At 39.1% G+C, this 19410-nt stretch carries 18 protein-coding genes; 17 read left to right on the forward strand and 1 reads right to left on the reverse strand.

All coding sequences use genetic code 11. From position 1 onward, the window contains the following. Positions 1–4 precede the first annotated feature (4 nt). The 5 genes from ACIQ38_RS01830 (at position 5) to ACIQ38_RS01850 (ending at position 6909) form a co-directional block, all read left to right on the forward strand. Positions 5–625, forward strand: a complete 621-nt coding sequence (locus ACIQ38_RS01830) for a TetR/AcrR family transcriptional regulator (protein ID WP_402819546.1) — start codon at positions 5–7, stop codon at positions 623–625. Positions 626–652: 27 nt separating this feature from the next. Beyond that, on the forward strand, positions 653–3910 hold the full coding sequence (icmF, locus tag ACIQ38_RS01835; protein ID WP_402817247.1) for a fused isobutyryl-CoA mutase/GTPase IcmF: 3258 nt from the start codon (positions 653–655) through the stop codon (positions 3908–3910). Positions 3911–3943: 33 nt separating this feature from the next. After that, complete coding sequence (locus tag ACIQ38_RS01840) at positions 3944–4012, forward strand: hypothetical protein (protein ID WP_402819549.1); 69 nt, start codon at positions 3944–3946, stop codon at positions 4010–4012. 607 nt (positions 4013–4619) lie between these two features. Next, positions 4620–5159 (forward strand): DNA-directed RNA polymerase subunit delta, encoded by a 540-nt coding sequence (rpoE, locus tag ACIQ38_RS01845; RefSeq protein WP_402817249.1) that lies wholly within the window; start codon positions 4620–4622, stop codon positions 5157–5159. 154 nt (positions 5160–5313) lie between these two features. After that, on the forward strand, positions 5314–6909 hold the full coding sequence (locus tag ACIQ38_RS01850; RefSeq protein ID WP_402817251.1) for a CTP synthase: 1596 nt from the start codon (positions 5314–5316) through the stop codon (positions 6907–6909). Positions 6910–7441: 532 nt separating this feature from the next. Here ACIQ38_RS01850 and ACIQ38_RS01855 read toward each other — a convergent pair. Next, the gene (locus ACIQ38_RS01855) at positions 7442–7957 is read right to left on the reverse strand and encodes a DUF2529 family protein (RefSeq protein ID WP_402817253.1); all 516 of its coding nucleotides are present in this window, start codon (positions 7955–7957) and stop codon (positions 7442–7444) included. Positions 7958–8121: 164 nt separating this feature from the next. On the opposite strand from ACIQ38_RS01855, the gene ACIQ38_RS01860 reads away from it, so the two are divergent. The 12 genes from ACIQ38_RS01860 (at position 8122) to ACIQ38_RS01915 (ending at position 19334) form a co-directional block, all read left to right on the forward strand. Then, entirely contained in the window at positions 8122–8478 is a 357-nt protein-coding gene (locus tag ACIQ38_RS01860) for a response regulator (RefSeq protein WP_402817255.1), read from the forward strand. A 107-nt stretch (positions 8479–8585) separates the two neighbouring features. Then, entirely contained in the window at positions 8586–9443 is an 858-nt protein-coding gene (locus tag ACIQ38_RS01865; RefSeq protein WP_402817257.1) for a class II fructose-bisphosphate aldolase, read from the forward strand. An 86-nt stretch (positions 9444–9529) separates the two neighbouring features. Continuing rightward, positions 9530–10177 (forward strand): fructose-6-phosphate aldolase, encoded by a 648-nt coding sequence (fsa, locus tag ACIQ38_RS01870; RefSeq protein ID WP_402817259.1) that lies wholly within the window; start codon positions 9530–9532, stop codon positions 10175–10177. A gap of 19 nt (positions 10178–10196) precedes the next feature. Further along, positions 10197–11474, forward strand: coding sequence for a UDP-N-acetylglucosamine 1-carboxyvinyltransferase (locus ACIQ38_RS01875; RefSeq protein WP_402817261.1), 1278 nt, complete (start codon positions 10197–10199; stop codon positions 11472–11474). A gap of 119 nt (positions 11475–11593) precedes the next feature. Further along, positions 11594–12556, forward strand: a complete 963-nt coding sequence (gene glpX, locus ACIQ38_RS01880; RefSeq protein WP_402817263.1) for a class II fructose-bisphosphatase — start codon at positions 11594–11596, stop codon at positions 12554–12556. Between the two features lie 276 nt (positions 12557–12832). Next, a complete protein-coding gene (rho, locus tag ACIQ38_RS01885; protein ID WP_402817265.1) occupies positions 12833–14116 on the forward strand; it encodes a transcription termination factor Rho in 1284 nt (427 codons plus the stop codon). Positions 14117–14427: 311 nt separating this feature from the next. Further along, positions 14428–14643, forward strand: a complete 216-nt coding sequence (gene rpmE, locus ACIQ38_RS01890; RefSeq protein ID WP_402817267.1) for a 50S ribosomal protein L31 — start codon at positions 14428–14430, stop codon at positions 14641–14643. A gap of 302 nt (positions 14644–14945) precedes the next feature. Continuing rightward, positions 14946–15542: a thymidine kinase gene (locus tag ACIQ38_RS01895; protein ID WP_402817269.1), complete on the forward strand. Its 597-nt coding sequence runs from the start codon at positions 14946–14948 to the stop codon at positions 15540–15542. Between the two features lie 186 nt (positions 15543–15728). Further along, the gene (prfA, locus tag ACIQ38_RS01900) at positions 15729–16808 is read left to right on the forward strand and encodes a peptide chain release factor 1 (RefSeq protein WP_402817271.1); all 1080 of its coding nucleotides are present in this window, start codon (positions 15729–15731) and stop codon (positions 16806–16808) included. Beyond that, positions 16792–17658, forward strand: a complete 867-nt coding sequence (prmC, locus tag ACIQ38_RS01905; protein ID WP_402817273.1) for a peptide chain release factor N(5)-glutamine methyltransferase — start codon at positions 16792–16794, stop codon at positions 17656–17658. Before prfA ends, prmC begins: the two co-directional genes overlap by 17 nt. A 45-nt stretch (positions 17659–17703) precedes the next feature. Continuing rightward, positions 17704–18237, forward strand: a complete 534-nt coding sequence (locus ACIQ38_RS01910; RefSeq protein ID WP_402817275.1) for a stage II sporulation protein R — start codon at positions 17704–17706, stop codon at positions 18235–18237. Positions 18238–18305: 68 nt separating this feature from the next. Continuing rightward, a complete protein-coding gene (locus tag ACIQ38_RS01915) occupies positions 18306–19334 on the forward strand; it encodes an L-threonylcarbamoyladenylate synthase (RefSeq protein WP_402817277.1) in 1029 nt (342 codons plus the stop codon). Positions 19335–19410: the final 76 nt, after the last annotated feature.

Here is a 19410-nt window from a genome sequence, read left to right on the forward strand (position 1 = left end):
GCCTATGGATAAAAAGCATGAAGTAATAACATCTATAAAAGATGAAAGCCTCATCGAAAAAAGGCGTCTTCAGATGATCCGTGCGGGAGTTACATTATTTAAACAAAAAGGCTTTCACCGAACAACAACGAGAGAAATTGCAAAAGAAGCTGGATTTAGTATTGGAACGCTGTACGAATATATTCGGACAAAGGAAGATGTACTATATTTAGTTTGCGATAGTATTTACCATGAAGTGCATAACAAACTATCGCAAATTTCACTTCAAAATGGTACAACACAAGGCTTAAAAACGGCTATCCGCCACTATTACGGGGTTATTGATGATATGCAAGATGAGTTCGTTGTTATGTATCAAGAAACAAAGTCTTTACCAAAAAGCGCATTGCAATACGTACTCACGAAGGAATTAGAAATGGTCGAGATTTTTCAAAAGATTCTGGTTGGCTGCAAACAAGCAGGGGAACTTGAGCTAACAGATGAACAAATCAATCTGTATGCCCATACACTTGTCGTTCAAGGGCAAATGTGGGCATTTAGAAGATGGGCACTCGGCAAAGAATATTCGCTCGAACAATTTACTGAAATACAAATACAATTTGTACTGAAGGGGATGGGACAGTAAATGGTTACTAAACAAAGGGGGAGCAACATGTCTACTGGGGAAGTATATCGTCCAAAAAATCACGTTCGTTTTGTCACAGCATCTAGTCTTTTTGACGGGCATGACGCATCGATTAATATTATGCGCCGTATTTTACAGGGAAGCGGAGCAGAAGTTATTCACTTAGGTCATAACCGGTCCGTTGAAGAAGTAGTAAATGCTGCTATTCAAGAAGACGTACAAGGGATTGCGATTTCTTCCTACCAGGGAGGACATGTAGAGTATTTTAAATATATGAAGGATTTACTCGTGGAACGTGGTGCGCCTCATATTCAAATATTTGGTGGCGGCGGTGGAGTAATCATTCCAAAAGAAATAAAAGAACTACAAGCATATGGAATATCCGGTATTTTCTCACCAGAAGATGGTCGAAAACTTGGTCTCCAAGGAATGATCAATCAAATCCTCCAATCATGTGATGTACCTACGAAAGCAACGGGTGCTATCGAGGAAATTGAAGCAGTTTCAACGGAGAAACCAGAATTGCTGGCACATTTAATCACGATTGCTGAGGAAGCACACCAAACCGGAGATGCTGAAGCGAAAGCCATGATTGAGCACGCAAAAAGCATTTCGAAAAATACACCGGTGCTTGGTATTACAGGGACTGGAGGGGCAGGAAAAAGTTCCTTAACAGACGAATTAATTCGCAGATTCCTGCACGATTTACCTGATAAAAAAATTGCGGTGCTTTCTATTGATCCGACGAAACAAAAAACAGGTGGCGCATTACTCGGTGACCGTATCCGTATGAATGCCATTTTCAATAAACGTGTGTTCATGCGAAGTCTAGCAACACGAGGATCTCGCACAGAATTATCGGGAGCACTCAATGATGTACTGGATGTTGTGAAAGTTGCAGGGTTCGATTTAATCATTGTAGAAACAAGTGGTATTGGGCAAGGAGACGCTGAAATTGCAAACGTATCGGATGTATCGATGTATGTTATGACAAGCGAGTTCGGTGCACCAACTCAACTTGAAAAAATCGATATGATTGACTATGCCGATTTAATCGTTATCAATAAATTCGAACGAAAAGGTTCAGAAGATGCGCTTCGCCAAGTGCAAAAGCAATATCAACGTAGCCATGAGTTATGGCATGATGATTTAGATACGATGCCTGTTTATGGCACAATTGCCAGCCAATTTAATGATAAAGGAACGAATTCATTATTTGCAGCATTAATCGGTGCATTAAATGATAAAGTTGGCACTGACTGGGAAACATCGTACGAGCAATTTGTGAAAACGCAAAAACAAAACGTTATCATTCCAAATGATCGTCGCTACTATCTTCGTGAAATTACGGATACTGTTCGTGGTTATCATAAAAAGTCGGAAGAACAAGTAGCTTTTGCACGAAGATTGTTCCAATTAGAAGGTGCCATCGAAGCAGTGAAAGAAAAAGCAGCAGATGATGCACTAGTACAATCTTTGGAATCACTTGCCAAAGGTGTTCGCGACGAATTAACAGCAGAATCCAAACGAATACTAGAAAACTGGGCTAGGTTAAAAGAAGCTTACGCTGGTGACGAATTCATCACAAAAGTTCGGGATAAAGAAATTCGGACAATTCTTCGTACAGAAAGCTTATCTGGTCTTAAAATACCAAAAGTAGTGCTACCAAACTTCGTCGATTACGGCGAGATTTTACGATGGGTATATAAAGAAAATGTACCAGGATCATTCCCATACACGGCAGGAGTTTTCCCGTTTAAAAGAGAAGGAGAAGATCCGAAACGTCAATTTGCGGGAGAAGGGACGCCAGATCGTACGAATCGTCGTTTCCACTATTTATCCAAAGATGATGATGCCAAACGCCTATCTACAGCATTTGACTCCGTAACTTTATACGGGGAAGATCCAGATCATCGTCCAGATATTTTTGGGAAAGTAGGGGAATCCGGCGTAAGCGTTTGTACGTTAGAAGATATGAAAAAGCTATATGATGGCTTTGATTTATGTGCACCGTCAACATCTGTATCGATGACGATTAATGGGCCAGCACCAATCATTTTAGCTATGTTCATGAACACGGCAATCGACCAGCAAGTGCGTATTCGAGAAGAAGAACTTGGACGCACACTAACGGTAGAAGAATTTACAGAAGTGAAAACAAAGACTTTGGAAGTAGTTCGTGGAACAGTGCAAGCAGATATTTTAAAAGAAGACCAAGGACAGAATACTTGTATTTTCTCTACAGAATTTGCACTTCGCATGATGGGCGATATTCAACAATATTTTATTGACCAAAAGGTTCGTAATTATTATTCGGTATCGATTTCCGGATATCATATTGCAGAGGCTGGTGCCAATCCGATTTCGCAGCTTGCATTTACGCTTTCCAATGGTTTCACGTATGTAGAATACTATTTAAGTCGCGGGATGCATATAGATGATTTTGCACCAAACTTATCGTTCTTTTTCTCGAACGGCTTAGATCCAGAATATACGGTAATCGGTCGGGTCGCTCGTCGTATTTGGGCAGTCGTAATGAGAGACAAATACGGTGCAAATGAACGAAGTCAAAAACTGAAGTACCATGTACAAACTTCTGGTCGAAGCTTGCATGCGCAAGAAATCGATTTTAATGATATTCGTACGACGCTTCAGGCATTGATGGCATTGCAAGATAACTGTAATTCGCTTCATACAAATGCATATGACGAAGCGATTACTACACCAACAGAAGAATCGGTTCGACGTGCCATGGCTATTCAAATGATTATTACAAAAGAACATGGACTATCCAAAAACGAAAATCCATTACAAGGTGCTTTCATCATCGAAGAGCTGACAGACATAGTAGAAGAAGCCGTACTTTCTGAGTTTGACCGCATTAACGACCGCGGGGGAGTGCTCGGTGCGATGGAAACACAATATCAACGCGGTAAAATCCAAGAAGAATCAATGTACTACGAGATGAAAAAACATACTGGTGATCTTCCGATTATCGGTGTGAACACATATCTAAATCCGAACCCTGCAACAGCAGAGGACATTGACAATATGGAAATTGCCCGTGCAACTACAGAAGAAAAAGAATCACAAATTACAAATCTTCGTAAATTCCAAGAAAAACATGCAACAGAAGCAAGCATTGCTCTAGCACAATTGAAACAAGTGGCTGTAACAGGTGGTAACATCTTTGAAGAACTTATGTCTACAGTCCAAAAAGCAAGTTTAGGACAAATCACCAACGCCCTTTACGAAGTCGGCGGGCAATATAGACGGAATATGTAAAAACTCGTCTAATGATTTTTACAGAAAAGTGTAATAAGAACTTTATATTGCATTTATATGTTCCAGGTAGGCTATTTTGTAAAGGTAATGTTGGTAATATGACGATGCTGTATAGAAAATGGTCATTTCCTTCCAATTGAGAAGGGCAGAGCAGCCAAAATTGCATCTTTGGCTGCTTTTAGCTAAATAGGAAGGTAGCAATTCTTTCTTTCCCATAAGCTTTAGCACTTTAAACTTCTGTGTTTACTGGGTGTGACGGACGAATAATTACTACACTTTAAAAAAACAAGTAATGTTGTAAAACTTATTCAGTCCAAATCAACCCAAAAGGACCTATATTTAAAGTATTTAGAGTATGAATTTATTCATCTTGGTAAACCAACACTTGTTAGGAAAAAAGTTTTGTGTCTCGATGTATTATCGGGACACTTTTTTGTATAATGATAGAAGATTGACTACTGAGTAGAGGAGAATAGGCGTGAAAAGACCGATTCATATAATGATGATTATAATATTCCTACTACTCACAATTTTTCTGTATAATAGAAGACTCGCATCTATTCCATTGCTCTTGCTCTCTCTTTATTTATTTTTATTGGCAGGAGCAAAGTTTTCCCTTTTCAAAAAGAATAAATGACGGTAGCATATAACATAATGGTTTGTATATAATGGGAAGTATGCAAACGGACATAGAAAGGACGTGCACGATTTGAAATTTCGTGAAATGACAACAGCACAACTACAAGAAGAATCGCTAATAGATTTAGGATTTGCGATTTTAGAAGATAAGAAAAATGCATTAACATTAACAGACCTATTCGATGAAATCCAAAAACTAAATGGATTCACGGATGAAGAAATGGCTGCTCGTAAACCACAATTCTACACAGATATGAATATTGACGGCCGCTTTTTAGCAATTGCCGAAAACCAATGGGGGCTTAGAGAATGGTACCCAGTGGAGCAAATTGAAGAAGAAACAGCACCTACTGTTAAAGTACGTAAAAAGAAAGCAAAAGCAGTAGAAGACGACGATTTAGAAGATCTAGATGAAGACGAAATCATTTTCGAAGAAGAATTCGACGAGTTCATTGAAGATGAAGACGAAGAAGAAGATGAGGAAGTTGTAGTGGACTTTGACGAAGATATCGATGAAGAGATTGAAGAAGATCTAATCGACGAAGACGAAGAAGAATTCGACATTATCGATGACGAAGAATTAGATGAAGAAGAGGAAGACGAAGAATAATTCTTGACATCTTATTCTAATCGCTATAAGATTCTATTGGGCTCTTTTTAAAGAGACATAACTCATGTGCATATGCGCTCCCCTGCCAAAATAGCAGGCGGGGCGCTTTTTTTTGTTATTGTAGAACTAATTATTACTCGAGGAGGAACAAATTTTGACTAAATTTATTTTTGTTACTGGTGGGGTTGTATCTTCATTAGGTAAAGGAATCACGGCGGCATCACTTGGTCGTTTATTGAAAAACAGAGGATTGAATGTAACGGTACAAAAGTTTGATCCATATATTAACCTGGATCCAGGGACGATGAGTCCGTATCAGCACGGGGAAGTTTTCGTTACAGATGATGGAGCAGAAACAGATTTAGACTTAGGTCATTACGAGCGTTTTATGGATATTAATTTAAATAAATATTCCAATATTACAACTGGGAAAGTATACTCTTCCGTATTAAGAAAAGAGCGTCGCGGTGATTATAACGGTGCGACTGTACAAGTAATCCCACATATTACAAATGAAATTAAACAACGTCTATTTTTAGCTGCAAAAGAAACGCAAGCAGATATCGTTATTACAGAAATCGGTGGAACGGTTGGAGATATTGAATCCCTTCCATTCCTAGAAACAATCCGTCAAATGAAACGTGACGTAGGTAGCAATAATGTGATGTATATTCACTGTACATTAGTACCATTTATTAAAGCTGCTGGTGAGATGAAAACAAAACCAACACAACATAGTGTAAAAGAATTACGTAGCCTTGGTATTCAACCAAATGTAATTGTACTTCGTTCAGAAGCGCCAGTTCCTCAAGATATGAAAGACAAAATCGGTCTTTTCTGTGATATCAAACCAGAGGAAGTAATTGAATGTATCGATGCCGATTCTCTATATGAAATCCCTTTGAACCTTCAAGCACAACATTTAGATCAAATTGTTGTAGATCATTTCCAACTTACTACGAAAGACGCAGATATGACAGATTGGAAAGCGTTAGTAGACGAAGTGAAATCTTTATCGAAAAAAGTGCGTATTGGCCTAGTTGGTAAATACGTTGAACTTCAAGATGCTTACATTTCTGTTGTAGAAGCGATGAAACACGCAGGATATAAATTTGATGCAGACGTAGAAGTAAAATGGGTCAATGCGGAAGAAGTAAATGATGCAAATGTAGCAGAATTTCTGTCTGATGTAGACGGTATTCTTGTTCCAGGTGGATTCGGAGACCGCGGTGTAGAAGGAAAAATCTCTGCAACTAAATTTGCTCGTGAAAACAATGTACCTTTCCTAGGTATTTGTTTAGGAATGCAACTAGCAACTGTAGAATTTGCTCGTACTATTTTAGAATTACAAGATGCTCATTCTTCTGAGTTAGATCCTAATACGACTCATCCAATCATCGATTTATTGCCAGAACAAAAAGATGTAGAAGACTTAGGTGGAACGCTTCGTCTTGGATTATACCCATGTAAATTAACACCTGGTTCAAAAGCACACCAAGCTTATGGAGAGGAACTTGTATACGAACGTCACCGTCACCGTTATGAATTCAATAACGAATACCGTGAACAATTCGAAGCAGCAGGATTTGTGTTCTCTGGTACAAGCCCAGATGGTCGTCTAATCGAAATCATCGAGCTTCCAGAACACCCATTCTTCGTAGCTTCTCAGTTCCATCCGGAATTTGTGTCTCGTCCACGACGTCCACAACCACTATTCCGTGAATTCATCAAAGCATCTGTAGGAGAATAATATTAAAAAGCAGTTCGACCATTGTCGAGCTGCTTTTTTTATGGATATAGGAATTTATTGGCTAAGGGCAACTAAAACTAAGTAGAGAGCAACTAGTTTGGCAATGAAAGCAACCAAATCTCCCTTGAAAGCAACTAATTGGAACCTGAGAGCAACTAACTCACAGGAAACAAAGGGAATTTCAACAGAGCTTTCAAAAAGGAAGCTGTGAAAAGGGATTAATTGGCTAAGGGCACTCAACTCCGGGTCCAAAGCAACTAAATTGGCATTGAAAGCAACTAAGTCTCCTGCGAAAGCAACTAAATGAAACCTGAGAGCCACTAACTCACAGGAAACAAAGGGAATTTCAACAGAGCTTTCAAAAAGAGAGCTGTGAAAAGGGATTAATTGTCTAAGGGCACCCAACACCAAGTCCAAAGCAACTAAATTGGCATTGAGAGCAACTATTCAAACAACGAGAGCAACTAAATCTCCAACAAAAGCAACCAAACAAAAACACCCAAAGAAATCTCTTTGGGCATTTCAAACAAAATTATTCTCCTAAAAGCATCTCATCTAGCTTCATCTTCACAGCTTCGTACACGAACATGGCACCTAGCGCATAAGGCAATACAATGCGAGAACCATCCTCTGCAGGAAGCAAACCTTTCGTTAACTTCAATGAAATATATGTATAGGCCAGATTCGCTAACTTGTTTTCTTCACTTGCAGGTTCAGCAGCAAGCACGCTGAATGGAATAAATAATTCACTTAAACGTTCGGCAAGCGCTATTGCTTCTTCATTTTCGGCAGAACGAACGATAATCCATACCCGGTCCGCGCTAGATAGCTCCATATTTGGTGTCCAACTTTGCATACTTGGAAAAGGCTCAGCAGCTAATTGTGCGTTAACTGCAATGCTATTCATTTCTCCAAACGTAGCAAAATAGATGCTTCCTTCTCTTGCGGCAGCTTGTGCTAATAGCCGAGCAGTTTCTTCTATATTCTCTTCCTCTGAAGTTGCAATGCGTTGAAGAAGCCCAGTGAGTTGTGTAGTTAACATTTTCATCCTGTATTCACCTCCTTGTCATTATATCTGAAAAGCAAAAAAACGTCTCCTTTACTCCTATTAAATGAAAAATAGAAAAAAAATTAGGAATAAAGGAGGGATAGGAAGGAAAGTATCGAATAGTAGTATAAAAGTGGGAAATTCAAAAAAGGGGTTTGTTCATCATGAAACACATTTTAATTGTAGACGATCAACTAGGTATACGAATGCTCTTGAAAGAAGTTTTTTCACAAGTTGAGTACAAAATAAGTCTAGCTGCAAACGGTTTCGAAGCGCTAGAAATTGCGGATGCCGAGGAAATTGACGGTGTCTTATTAGACATGAAAATTCCGGGAATGGATGGTATTCAGATTTTAACAAAACTGAAAGAAAAATGGCCTGGATTACCTGTCATGATGATGACTGCTTATGGGGAACTAAATTTAATACAAGAAGCAATGGATTTAGGTGCCTCTCTCTATTTTACAAAGCCATTTGATATATTCGAAGTACGAGATGCTGTAACTAATTTACTGAAATAAAAAGCCGGTTGAGCAGGCAGTGGAAAACATCGCCTTTTTTTGATATGATGAAAAGGATATATGGCAAAAACAAAGTATGAAAAAGCAAATAGAGGAGGCCCATTTAAATGGCTTTAGTATCGATGAAAGAAATGCTTGAAAAAGGGAAAAAAGAAGGCTACGCAGTAGGTCAATTCAATATTAACAATTTAGAATTTACACAAGCTATTTTACAAGCTGCTGAAGAAGAAAAGTCTCCAGTTATTTTAGGCGTTTCCGAAGGTGCAGCGAAATATATGGGTGGTTTTACTACTGTAGTGCATATGGTAAAAGGATTGATGGAAGACTATCAAACAACAGTGCCAGTAGCTATTCACTTAGATCATGGCTCAAGCTTTGAAAAATGTAAAGCGGCAATTGACGCAGGATTTACATCCGTTATGATAGATGCATCTCACCACCCTTTTGAAGAAAATGTAGAAATTACATCTAAAGTGGTAGAGTACGCACATGCACACAACGTTTCTGTAGAAGCAGAACTTGGCACAGTTGGAGGTCAAGAAGATGACGTAGTGGCTGATGGTGTTATCTATGCGGATCCAGCAGAATGTGCAGAGCTTGTAAAACGTACGGCAATTGACTGTTTAGCACCAGCATTAGGTTCTGTTCACGGACCATACAAAGGAGAACCTAACTTAGGGTTCAAAGAAATGGAAGAAATCTCACAACTTGCAGAACTTCCATTAGTATTGCATGGTGGAACAGGAATTCCGACACATGATATTACTCGCGCTATTTCACTTGGAACAGCGAAGATTAATGTGAATACGGAAAACCAAATTGCTGCTACAAAAGCAATTCGTGCATACTTAGCAGAAAATGAAGCGCAATATGACCCACGTAAATATTTGATTCCAGCGCGAGATGCGATTAAAACAACAGTCATCGGCAAAATGCGTGAATTTGGAAGCTCAAACAAAGCGTAAGCAAGTCAACATACACAACTATAAGGGAGAAGCGTTCATCTAAAGGACCTTCTCCTATTTGTCCATCATGAGGAGGAAATAATAATATGAAATTTTTTATCGATACAGCTAATTTTGACGAAATAAAAGAAGCACACGCTTGGGGTATTTTATCCGGCGTTACAACAAACCCATCACTTGTTGCAAAAGAAAATATTTCTTTTCATGATCGACTTCGTGAAATCACCGCACTTGTAGACGGTTCAGTTAGTGCAGAAGTAATTGCACTAGATGCAGAAGGGATGATCAAAGAAGGTAGAGAACTTGCTGCTATTGCACCGAATATTACAGTAAAGCTACCGATGACTCCAGAAGGATTAAAAGCTTGTGCAGTATTTACAAAAGAAAATATTAAAACAAACGTAACGCTTATTTTTAGTGCGAACCAAGCACTACTTGCAGCTCGTGCTGGTGCAACGTATGTTTCTCCATTTTTAGGGCGTTTAGATGATATTGGACATGATGGAATGGAGTTAATCGCGAAAATCGCACAAATCTTCGAAATTCATCAAATCGATACAGAAATTATTGCAGCTTCTATTAGACATCCCCAGCATATTACTGATGCTGCGTTGAATGGCGCACATATTTCTACCACTCCATTTAAAGTATTAAAGCAATTATTTAACCATCCTTTAACGGATAAAGGGATTGAAGGGTTTCTAGCGGATTGGAACAATCGTAAAAGCGAGTAACAAGTCGAAGGAGAAACGTATGGAAGTTTATAAAATAAAAGGCGGAAATCGCCTAAAAGGTACGATTAAAGTAAACGGAGCAAAAAATAGTGCAGTCGCATTAATTCCTGCTTCTTTACTTGCAAATTCACCAGTTACTATTGAAGGCTTACCAGAAATTTTAGATGTTTGGACGTTAAAAGAATTACTAGAAGAACTCGGAGCGCAAGTAACATTTGAAAACGGTACAATGACAATCGATCCAAGAAATGTGGTTGATATACCGCTTCCAAATGGCAATATTAAAAAATTGCGTGCTTCTTATTATTTAATGGGTGTCCTACTTGGAAAATTTAAAAAAGCAGCAATTGGATTGCCGGGAGGATGCCATCTTGGTCCTCGTCCAATTGATCAGCATATTAAAGGTTTTGAAGCTTTAGGGGCAACTGTTTCCAATGAACACGGGGCTATTTACTTGCGTACAGAAGAGTTAATAGGCTCTAAAATTTATTTAGACGTTGTAAGTGTGGGAGCAACGATTAATATTATGCTTGCTGCCGTACTTGCAAAAGGAAGAACGATTATTGAAAATGCAGCAAAAGAACCTGAAATCATTGATGTAGCAACCTTATTATCCAATATGGGCGCAAAAATCAAAGGTGCAGGGACAAATGTCATCCGTATTGATGGTGTCGAGGAATTACACGGCACGAAACATACCATTATTCCAGACCGCATTGAAGCAGGGACATTTATGATTATGGCTGCAGTTGCGGGAGACGGTGTCACAATCGATAATGTCATCCCATTCCACGTAGAAGCATTAACGGCTAAACTTCGGGAAATGGGTGTAAAAGTAGAGGAATACGAAGAGAAGATTTACATTCCAAAGTCAACGAACTTGCAGGCAGTGGATGTGAAAACACTTGTTTATCCGGGTTTTCCGACCGATTTACAACAACCATTCTCGGTATTAATGACACAAGCTGCTGGAACATCGGTTATAACGGATAGTATTTATTCTGCGCGTTTTAAACAAATCGATGAACTACGCCGGATGAATGCAGTTGGTCGTGTGGATGGTAGAACGGCTATCATAACAGGACCTGTAAAGCTTGAAGCGGCTATGGTACGTGCTAGTGATTTGCGAGCTGGAGCGGCACTCGTTATTGCTGGACTCTTAGCAGAAGGCGAAACAGAAATTCAAGATATTTTCCATATCGAACGCGGATACAGCTCCATCATCGAGAAACTTCAAGGGCTTGGCGCAGACATTCGTCGAGTCACCATAAAAGAAGTAGAAGTAAACAATGAGTGAACCAACCTCCGAGCATAGAACATAGGTGCTTCCGTTTTTCTCATAAAATATGCTACAATGATACAGGAAGAAACTTAAGATCGGATTTTATTTACCGTAAAACGGGAGGCATATATTAGATGGAACGTAGTTTATCGATGGAACTAGTCCGAGTAACAGAGGCAGCCGCAATCGCATCTGCACGATGGATGGGACGCGGATTAAAAAATGAAGCAGATGACGCAGCAACTACTGCAATGCGTACGGTTTTTGACACAATCCCAATGGAAGGTGTCGTTGTAATTGGGGAAGGGGAAATGGACGAAGCACCGATGTTATATATCGGGGAAAAGCTTGGTCATGGAACTGGAGGTCCTCAAGTAGACGTAGCAGTTGATCCTCTAGAAGGTACAAATATTGTAGCTTCTGGTGGCTGGAATGCATTAGCAGTACTTGCAATTGCTGATCGCGGAAATCTACTTCATGCTCCGGATATGTATATGGACAAACTAGCTGTTGGTCCTGAAGCTGTAGGTCAAGTGGATATCAATGCACCAGTAATTGATAACTTAAGAGCAGTAGCACGCGCAAAAAACAAAGATATCGAAGACGTAGTGGCAACGATTTTAGGTCGTCCACGTCATCAAAAAATTATCGATGAAATTAGAGCAGCAGGCGCACGTATTAAGTTGATCAACGATGGTGATGTAGCAGGGGCTATTAATACTGCATTTGATAACACAGGTGTCGATATTTTATTTGGCATGGGTGGAGCTCCAGAAGGAGTAATCTCTGCTGTAGGATTAAAATGTTTAGGCGGGGAAATTCAAGGGAAACTTGTACCGCAAGATGAAGCAGAACTAGAACGTTGTATTAAAATGGGTCTCGATGTAAACAAAATTTTACGTATGGAAGACTTAGTAAAAGGCGACGATGCCATTTTTGCGGCAACAGGAGTAACAGATGGAGAACTTCTTCGTGGCGTACAATTTAAAGGTGCTTTTGGTTCGACACATTCAATCGTAATGCGTGCAAAATCAGGCACAATTCGTTTTGTAGAAGGACGCCATAGCTTAAACAAAAAACCGAATTTAGTTCTATAAGTGAAACTTCTCTTATGTATACCCGGTCAATTTGCACCGGGTATCCTCATAATAAAGTGAAACTTCCATTAGTGGGGGTTTTCTTTATCCCCAACTGATGGTTAGTTGAACCAATCAGGGATTTACAGGCTGTTTCTCCCTCTATTTTTCTCGATTTTCTCTCATAAAAGTTGAGGAGGGCGAATTTACAGCGTGTTAAACCGGGGTAAACTTCATTCCTATTAAATCCGAAAAAAGACTTCACAACAAAATATTATAAAGAGTGGTGCGTTGCCGATGACACAAACGACGATAAATGAATTAGAAAATATGACGCTAAAGGAACTCTATACCCTTGCGCGTAAATACAAAGTGGCTGCTTATAGCAAACTAACAAAAAAAGAACTGATTTTTGCTATATTAAAATCTCGTGCTGAACAAGAAGGCTTCTTCTTTATGGAAGGCGTTTTAGAAATTATTCAGCAAGAAGGTTTCGGATTCTTACGGCCGATCAACTATTCTCCTAGTTCCGAGGATATTTATATTTCTGCTTCTCAAATTAGAAGATTTGATCTTCGTAATGGAGACAAAGTAACAGGAAAAGTACGACCTCCAAAAGAAAGTGAGCGTTATTACGGCCTATTACATGTAGAACTAGTAAATGGAGAAGATCCAGAAATTGCAAAAGAACGTGTGCATTTTCCAGGGCTTACACCGCTATACCCAGATCGTCATATTACATTAGAAACGGTTCCTGAAAAGCTATCAACTCGAATCATGGATTTAGTAGCACCGGTTGGATACGGTCAACGTGGATTAATTGTTGCCCCTCCTAAAGCAGGGAAAACATTACTTATAAAAGAAATTGCAAATGCGATTACGACTAATCACCCAAATGCAGAACTAATCGTACTATTAATAGACGAGCGTCCAGAAGAAGTAACAGATATCGAGCGCTCTGTAAAAGCAGATGTAGTAAGTTCTACATTTGATGAAGTGCCAGAAAACCACGTAAAAGTGGCTGAACTAGTGTTAGAAAGAGCGATGCGCTTAGTAGAACATAAACGTGATGTAATTATCCTAATGGATTCAATTACACGACTTGCTCGTGCATATAACTTAGTTATTCCACCAAGTGGTCGTACATTATCAGGTGGTATTGACCCTGCTGCATTCCACCGTCCGAAGCGATTTTTCGGTGCAGCACGTAATATTGAAGAAGGTGGAAGTTTAACGATTCTTGCTACCGCTTTAGTAGACACAGGTTCACGTATGGATGAAGTAATCTATGAGGAATTTAAAGGTACAGGTAACTTAGAATTACACTTAGATAGAAGCCTTGCAGAACGTAGAATTTTCCCGGCTATTGATATTCGTAGATCCGGAACAAGAAAAGAAGAGTTACTGATTCCGAAAGACCAGCTCGACAAACTTTGGGCAATCCGCAAAACATTTTCCGATTCATCCGATTTTGCAGAACGTTTCTTGAAGAAACTGCGTCAAACGAAAACAAACGAAGCATTTTTTGAACAATTAGCAGAAGAAATGAAAGCACATCGAAGTGGGAAAGTAACGCTATAAAATAAAACTACAATCAGTGGGGGTTTTCTTCATCCCCCACTGATTGTTAGTTGAACCAAGCGGGCTTTTACGGGCTGTTGATCTCCCACTTATCTTTTCGCTTTTCTTAAATCTTGAAGTGGGAGTCTTACAGCCCGTTAATGCGGGATAAAATAAAATAGTTGCAAGTACACAGTAAAGATGGTACTATATTTAACGTAACATCATACATTTCTGCTACATATGCGATTGACATCAATCGGATCGTGTAAGGTATCAGTTTTCATAACCAACTCTGTTCCAGATGGTTCAGGGCGAGAGGAGAGATAGAGATGAAAGCAGGAATTCATCCCGATTACAAAGAAGCAACAGTAACATGTTCATGTGGTAACACATTTACAACAGGTTCTGTAAAATCTGACATTAAAGTCGAGTTCTGTAACGAATGTCACCCATTCTATACTGGACGTCAAAAATTCGCAGCAGCGGATGGCCGTGTGGATCGCTTCAACAAAAAATACGGTATCAAAGAAGAAGCTCAAAACTAAGTACCAAATACCTGCAAAACACACCGTGTTTTGCAGGTATTTTTATTTGTATGATACATATCCTCGTTTAACTTTTTTCTAGGACAATGCGGAAGTGAAAAATGAAAATATTTTTTTAAATCTAGATGCACAGTAGAGTATGTTATAACTAGATAGGGAAAAAAATCATAAACCAACTTTAGTAAAATTGAAGTGCATGGAAATAGATTTCTCTTAGCACATTTTCATAATAAATAAAAGACAAGATTTTTAATTTGTTTTTCGGTATGATGAGTAAAGACTGTTTGAAAGGGAGTATTGAAATGTTTATTACATCCCAAATGGGCTGGATAGAAGTAATATGTGGAAGCATGTTCTCTGGTAAATCAGAAGAGCTAATTCGTCGTATTAGACGTGTACAATTTGCAAAACAGAAAATTGCCGTGTTTAAGCCGATGATTGATAATAGGTATAGTGAAGAGGCAGTAGTGAGCCACGATGGAACATCAACAATTGCGATTCCGATTCAACATTCGGAGGAAATATGGCAACATATTTCAGATGAAATCGATGTAATAGCTGTAGATGAAACGCAATTTTTCGATGAAGGAATAGTGGATGTTGTCACAAAACTTGCAGATCACGGCTACCGTGTAATTGTAGCAGGTCTTGACCAAGATTTTCGTGGCAAGCCATTCGGACCAATGGCAGCTATTTTATGTATGGCAGAGGACGTAACGAAACTCCATGCAGTTTGCGCAGTTTGTGGATCAGAGGCAAGTAGAACGCAAAGGCTAATTAATGGACAACCTGCCGGTGCAGATGATCCGATTATTCTAGTTGGAGCATCTGAAGCGTACGAACCTAGATGCCGCCACCACCATGAAGTACCTGTAGGAACAACAACAATACAGCAATAACATTCAAAAAGAGCAGCCCAAACTGCTTTTTTTTTATTGCAGTTTTATTAATGATGCTTGTTTTTGTTACTGGTGCCAGGCACCAGTAACAAAACTGTAATAAATCTATGGTAGAAAAAGTAGCGGGAACGATGTTTTTTCTTTATAATAGGAATGATATAGACTTAAACGAACGAGGTGAGGTCGATGTTTGATCGATTACAATCGGTGGAAGATCGTTATGATAAATTAAATGAGTTGCTCAGTGACCCGGATGTCGTCAATGACACGAGCAAGTTGAGACAATATTCGAAGGAACAATCGGACCTTCAAGATACAGTAGATGCATACCGTGAATACAAAGAAGTAAAAAGCCAGCTTCAAGATGCTAAGCTTATGCTAGAGGATAAGCTAGACGCGGATATGCGCGACATGGTAAAAGAAGAAGTAAACGAATTGGAATCACAAATCGAAGCATTGGAAGAGCGACTACGTGTTTTATTGATCCCGAAAGACCCAAATGATGACAAGAACGTTATTATGGAGATTCGCGGTGCTGCAGGTGGAGATGAGGCTGCATTATTTGCAGGAAATCTATTCCGTATGTATAGTCGCTATGCAGAATCTCAAAACTGGAAAATCGATGTAATGGATTCTTCTCCGACTGGACTTGGCGGATATAAAGAAATTATTTTCATGATTAATGGAAACAATGCCTATTCGAAGATGAAATACGAAAATGGAGCGCATCGTGTGCAACGTGTCCCAGAAACAGAATCTGGCGGTCGTATTCACACTTCAACAGCAACGGTCGCTGTACTTCCGGAAGTAGAGGAAGTAGATGTAGATATTCATGAAAAAGATATCCGTGTGGATACATTTGCATCATCTGGTGCCGGTGGACAATCCGTTAATACGACGATGTCTGCTGTTCGTATGACCCATTTACCAACTGGAATCACGGTATCGATGCAAGATGAAAAATCGCAAATCAAAAACAGAGAAAAAGCGATGAAAATACTTCGTGCACGTGTTGCCGATAAATTCTTACAAGAAGCACAAGCAGAATATGATGCAGTTCGTAAATCAGCAGTAGGTACTGGTGACCGGTCAGAACGAATTCGCACATACAATTATCCACAAAACCGTGTGACGGACCATCGTATTGGATTAACCATTCAAAAATTGGACCAAATTTTAGAGGGCAAAATGGATGAAATCGTCAATGCATTGATTGTAGAAGATCAAGCAGAAAAACTGGAAAGAATGAATGATACGAATGTGTAATACAAATTATGAGGCCCTTACCCGGGCTTCTTCTTTTTTAGAAGCGAAAAACCGGGAGCAAGGAATCGCTCGTTTTTTATTGCAACATGTCCTAGGAAAAAGTTATTCACAGTTAATGCAAGACTTATATGAAGACATATCCACAGAAGACTTTCACACATTTTGGTCATACGTGGAAGAAAGTGCAACAGGTCGACCATTTCAATATATTATCGGGCAAGAAACCTTTTACGACCGGGACTTTTTAGTGAATGAACATGTCTTAATACCTCGCCCTGAAACGGAAGAGTTAATAGAAGAAGTAAAAAAGCGAACGAAAAACCTATTTGGTGCACAAGCTGCTCCGAAATTGGCTGATATTGGAACTGGTAGCGGTGCAATTGCTATTACAATCAAAAAAGAAATACCAAATGCAAGCGTCACGGCAACGGATATTTCACCAGAAGCACTGGATGTAGCCAAACAAAATGCACAAAGACTAGAAGCGGAAATAGTATTTAAACAAGGGGACTTACTGGCCCCTATTGCAAATGAAAAATGGGATATCGTCTTATCAAATCCACCTTATATAGGAAATGAAGAAGCGGAAGCCATGTCCGACACGGTACTAGATTATGAACCACATCTTGCTTTATTTGCCGAAGAAAATGGATTGCAATTGTACCGAAAAATGGCCGAACAGCTTCCCAAAATAATTAATATTCCTAGTTTCATAGGTTTTGAAATAGGATATGTCCAAGGACCTGCAGTACAAAAAATGCTTCAAACTGCATTTCCGAAAGCCCGAGTAGAAATTGTAAAAGATATCAATCAAAAAAATAGATTTGTTTTTTGCACAATTGATGTATAAGTTATGAATCTACTGGTAACAATGTTCCTAAGGGAGGAATGTTACATGTTACCAGATTACGAGATAAAAAAAGCACCGAAACTCGGCGGACAAATAGATGCAATTATTTTCTTTGTTTGGATGTTATTAGTTATTCAATTTTGTTTATTTTTTCTTTTCCAATCCGGAGAAGAAGCAGAAGGTATGCGTTTTAGATTAATTGCCAATAGTAATACAGTCCAAGATCAACAAATAAAAGAAGAAGTAAAAAGTGCAATCGAACCGATTTTACTGAACTATACGCAAAATCAGAAACAAACATATAGCGAGCTAGAACAAGCTGTGGATAAGTTGTCAGAAAAGTTAAATCAAGAGATTAATATATCCACAGGAATGGCACTATTTCCACCGAAAGTATGGAATAATGGGATTACTTCTCAAACAAATGTCGAATCAATTGTCATTTCGATTGGGCACGGACGTGGAGATAACTGGTGGTGTTCCTTGTTTCCAAAGGTTTGTTACAAAGAAGAAGTAGAAAAAGAAGAAAAGCCTAAGTTTTGGGTGTGGGAATGGTTAAAAAAGAAGTTTTCCACATAACTATCCACAAAATTCAGAAATTTATCAACAATATGTGGACAATTTAGGGAGAAAGGAGAAAAAACGACATGAAAACAGAAATTGCGAGTGTGGATAACTTATTGGACAAAGAAAAAAGTTATGCACAAGCTGTTGATTTGTTAAGTGAAGGAGAAACAGTTGCGTTTCCGACTGAAACTGTTTATGGGTTAGGGGCGGTTGCAACGAGTGAAGCGGCGGTTTCTAAAATTTTTGAAGCAAAAGGTAGACCACAAGATAATCCGCTTATCGTGCATATCGGGTCTAAGGAAGAATTAGATACATTTACACAAAATGTTCCGAGTTTAGCTAAAACATGTATGGATGTATTTTGGCCAGGAGCGCTTACGCTAGTATTACCGATTAAAAACAATTCACTTGCTGAAAATGTGACAGCTGGATTAAATACAGTAGGCGTTCGTATGCCGGATCATCCAGTGGCACTCGAATTACTGAGACGTTTAAAACAACCGGTCGCTGCTCCAAGTGCAAATAAAAGTGGAAAACCAAGTCCAACAAAAGCACTGCATGTATATCACGATTTAAATGGTAAAATCCCGTTAATTTTAGATGGTGGGGCTACAGGAATTGGATTAGAGTCAACCGTTTTAGATTTCACAACAGAAGTGCCAACAATCTTACGCCCAGGTGGAGTAACGAAAGAGATGCTAGAAAAAGTAATCGGACAAGTAAATGAAGCCAAATTGACAGATGAAGCAGAAGCACCACGCGCACCAGGTATGAAGTATGCGCATTATGCACCCGACGCTCCTGTCTATTTAATCGAAGCTTCTACCGGGAAAGTCGGCCAAGCAATTGAACAAATACATAATGATCAGCAAAAAGTGGCCCTAATCGCAACAGAAAATTATCGACAATCGAAAGCCGACTACTATTTTTCATTGGGACATGAACACCAACTAGAAGATGCTGCTCACTTACTTTACGAAGCACTTAGAAGCTGTGATGAAACAGACGCCAATATAATATTAGTACCTGTATTTTCGAAAAAAGGTGTCGGAACGGCTATCATGAATAGACTGGAAAAAGCATCTAATGGAAAATGGTTTGAAAGTTAATTACTGTAGTAACTTAAGAGGTACTTTTTGTACTGGTACTTTTGGAAAGCTTTGAACGGAACAAGTACTACAAAAT

This window comes from Psychrobacillus sp. NPDC096389 (assembly GCF_044762855.1).
GTDB lineage: Bacteria > Bacillota > Bacilli > Bacillales_A > Planococcaceae > Psychrobacillus.

Bases quoted from the DNA above. Each gene is read 5' to 3' on its own strand.
- ACIQ38_RS01830 (WP_402819546.1), top strand. From the start codon at position 5: ATGGATAAAAAGCATGAAGTAATAACATCTATAAAAGATGAAAGCCTC.
- icmF (WP_402817247.1), top strand. From the start codon at position 653: ATGTCTACTGGGGAAGTATATCGTCCAAAAAATCACGTTCGTTTTGTC.
- ACIQ38_RS01855 (WP_402817253.1), bottom strand. From the start codon at position 7,957: ATGAAAATGTTAACTACACAACTCACTGGGCTTCTTCAACGCATTGCA.
- ACIQ38_RS01860 (WP_402817255.1), top strand. From the start codon at position 8,122: ATGAAACACATTTTAATTGTAGACGATCAACTAGGTATACGAATGCTC.
- ACIQ38_RS01865 (WP_402817257.1), top strand. From the start codon at position 8,586: ATGGCTTTAGTATCGATGAAAGAAATGCTTGAAAAAGGGAAAAAAGAA.
- fsa (WP_402817259.1), top strand. From the start codon at position 9,530: ATGAAATTTTTTATCGATACAGCTAATTTTGACGAAATAAAAGAAGCA.
- ACIQ38_RS01875 (WP_402817261.1), top strand. From the start codon at position 10,197: ATGGAAGTTTATAAAATAAAAGGCGGAAATCGCCTAAAAGGTACGATT.
- glpX (WP_402817263.1), top strand. From the start codon at position 11,594: ATGGAACGTAGTTTATCGATGGAACTAGTCCGAGTAACAGAGGCAGCC.
- rho (WP_402817265.1), top strand. From the start codon at position 12,833: ATGACACAAACGACGATAAATGAATTAGAAAATATGACGCTAAAGGAA.
- rpmE (WP_402817267.1), top strand. From the start codon at position 14,428: ATGAAAGCAGGAATTCATCCCGATTACAAAGAAGCAACAGTAACATGT.
- ACIQ38_RS01895 (WP_402817269.1), top strand. From the start codon at position 14,946: ATGTTTATTACATCCCAAATGGGCTGGATAGAAGTAATATGTGGAAGC.
- prfA (WP_402817271.1), top strand. From the start codon at position 15,729: ATGTTTGATCGATTACAATCGGTGGAAGATCGTTATGATAAATTAAAT.
- prmC (WP_402817273.1), top strand. From the start codon at position 16,792: ATGATACGAATGTGTAATACAAATTATGAGGCCCTTACCCGGGCTTCT.
- ACIQ38_RS01910 (WP_402817275.1), top strand. From the start codon at position 17,704: ATGTTACCAGATTACGAGATAAAAAAAGCACCGAAACTCGGCGGACAA.
- ACIQ38_RS01915 (WP_402817277.1), top strand. From the start codon at position 18,306: ATGAAAACAGAAATTGCGAGTGTGGATAACTTATTGGACAAAGAAAAA.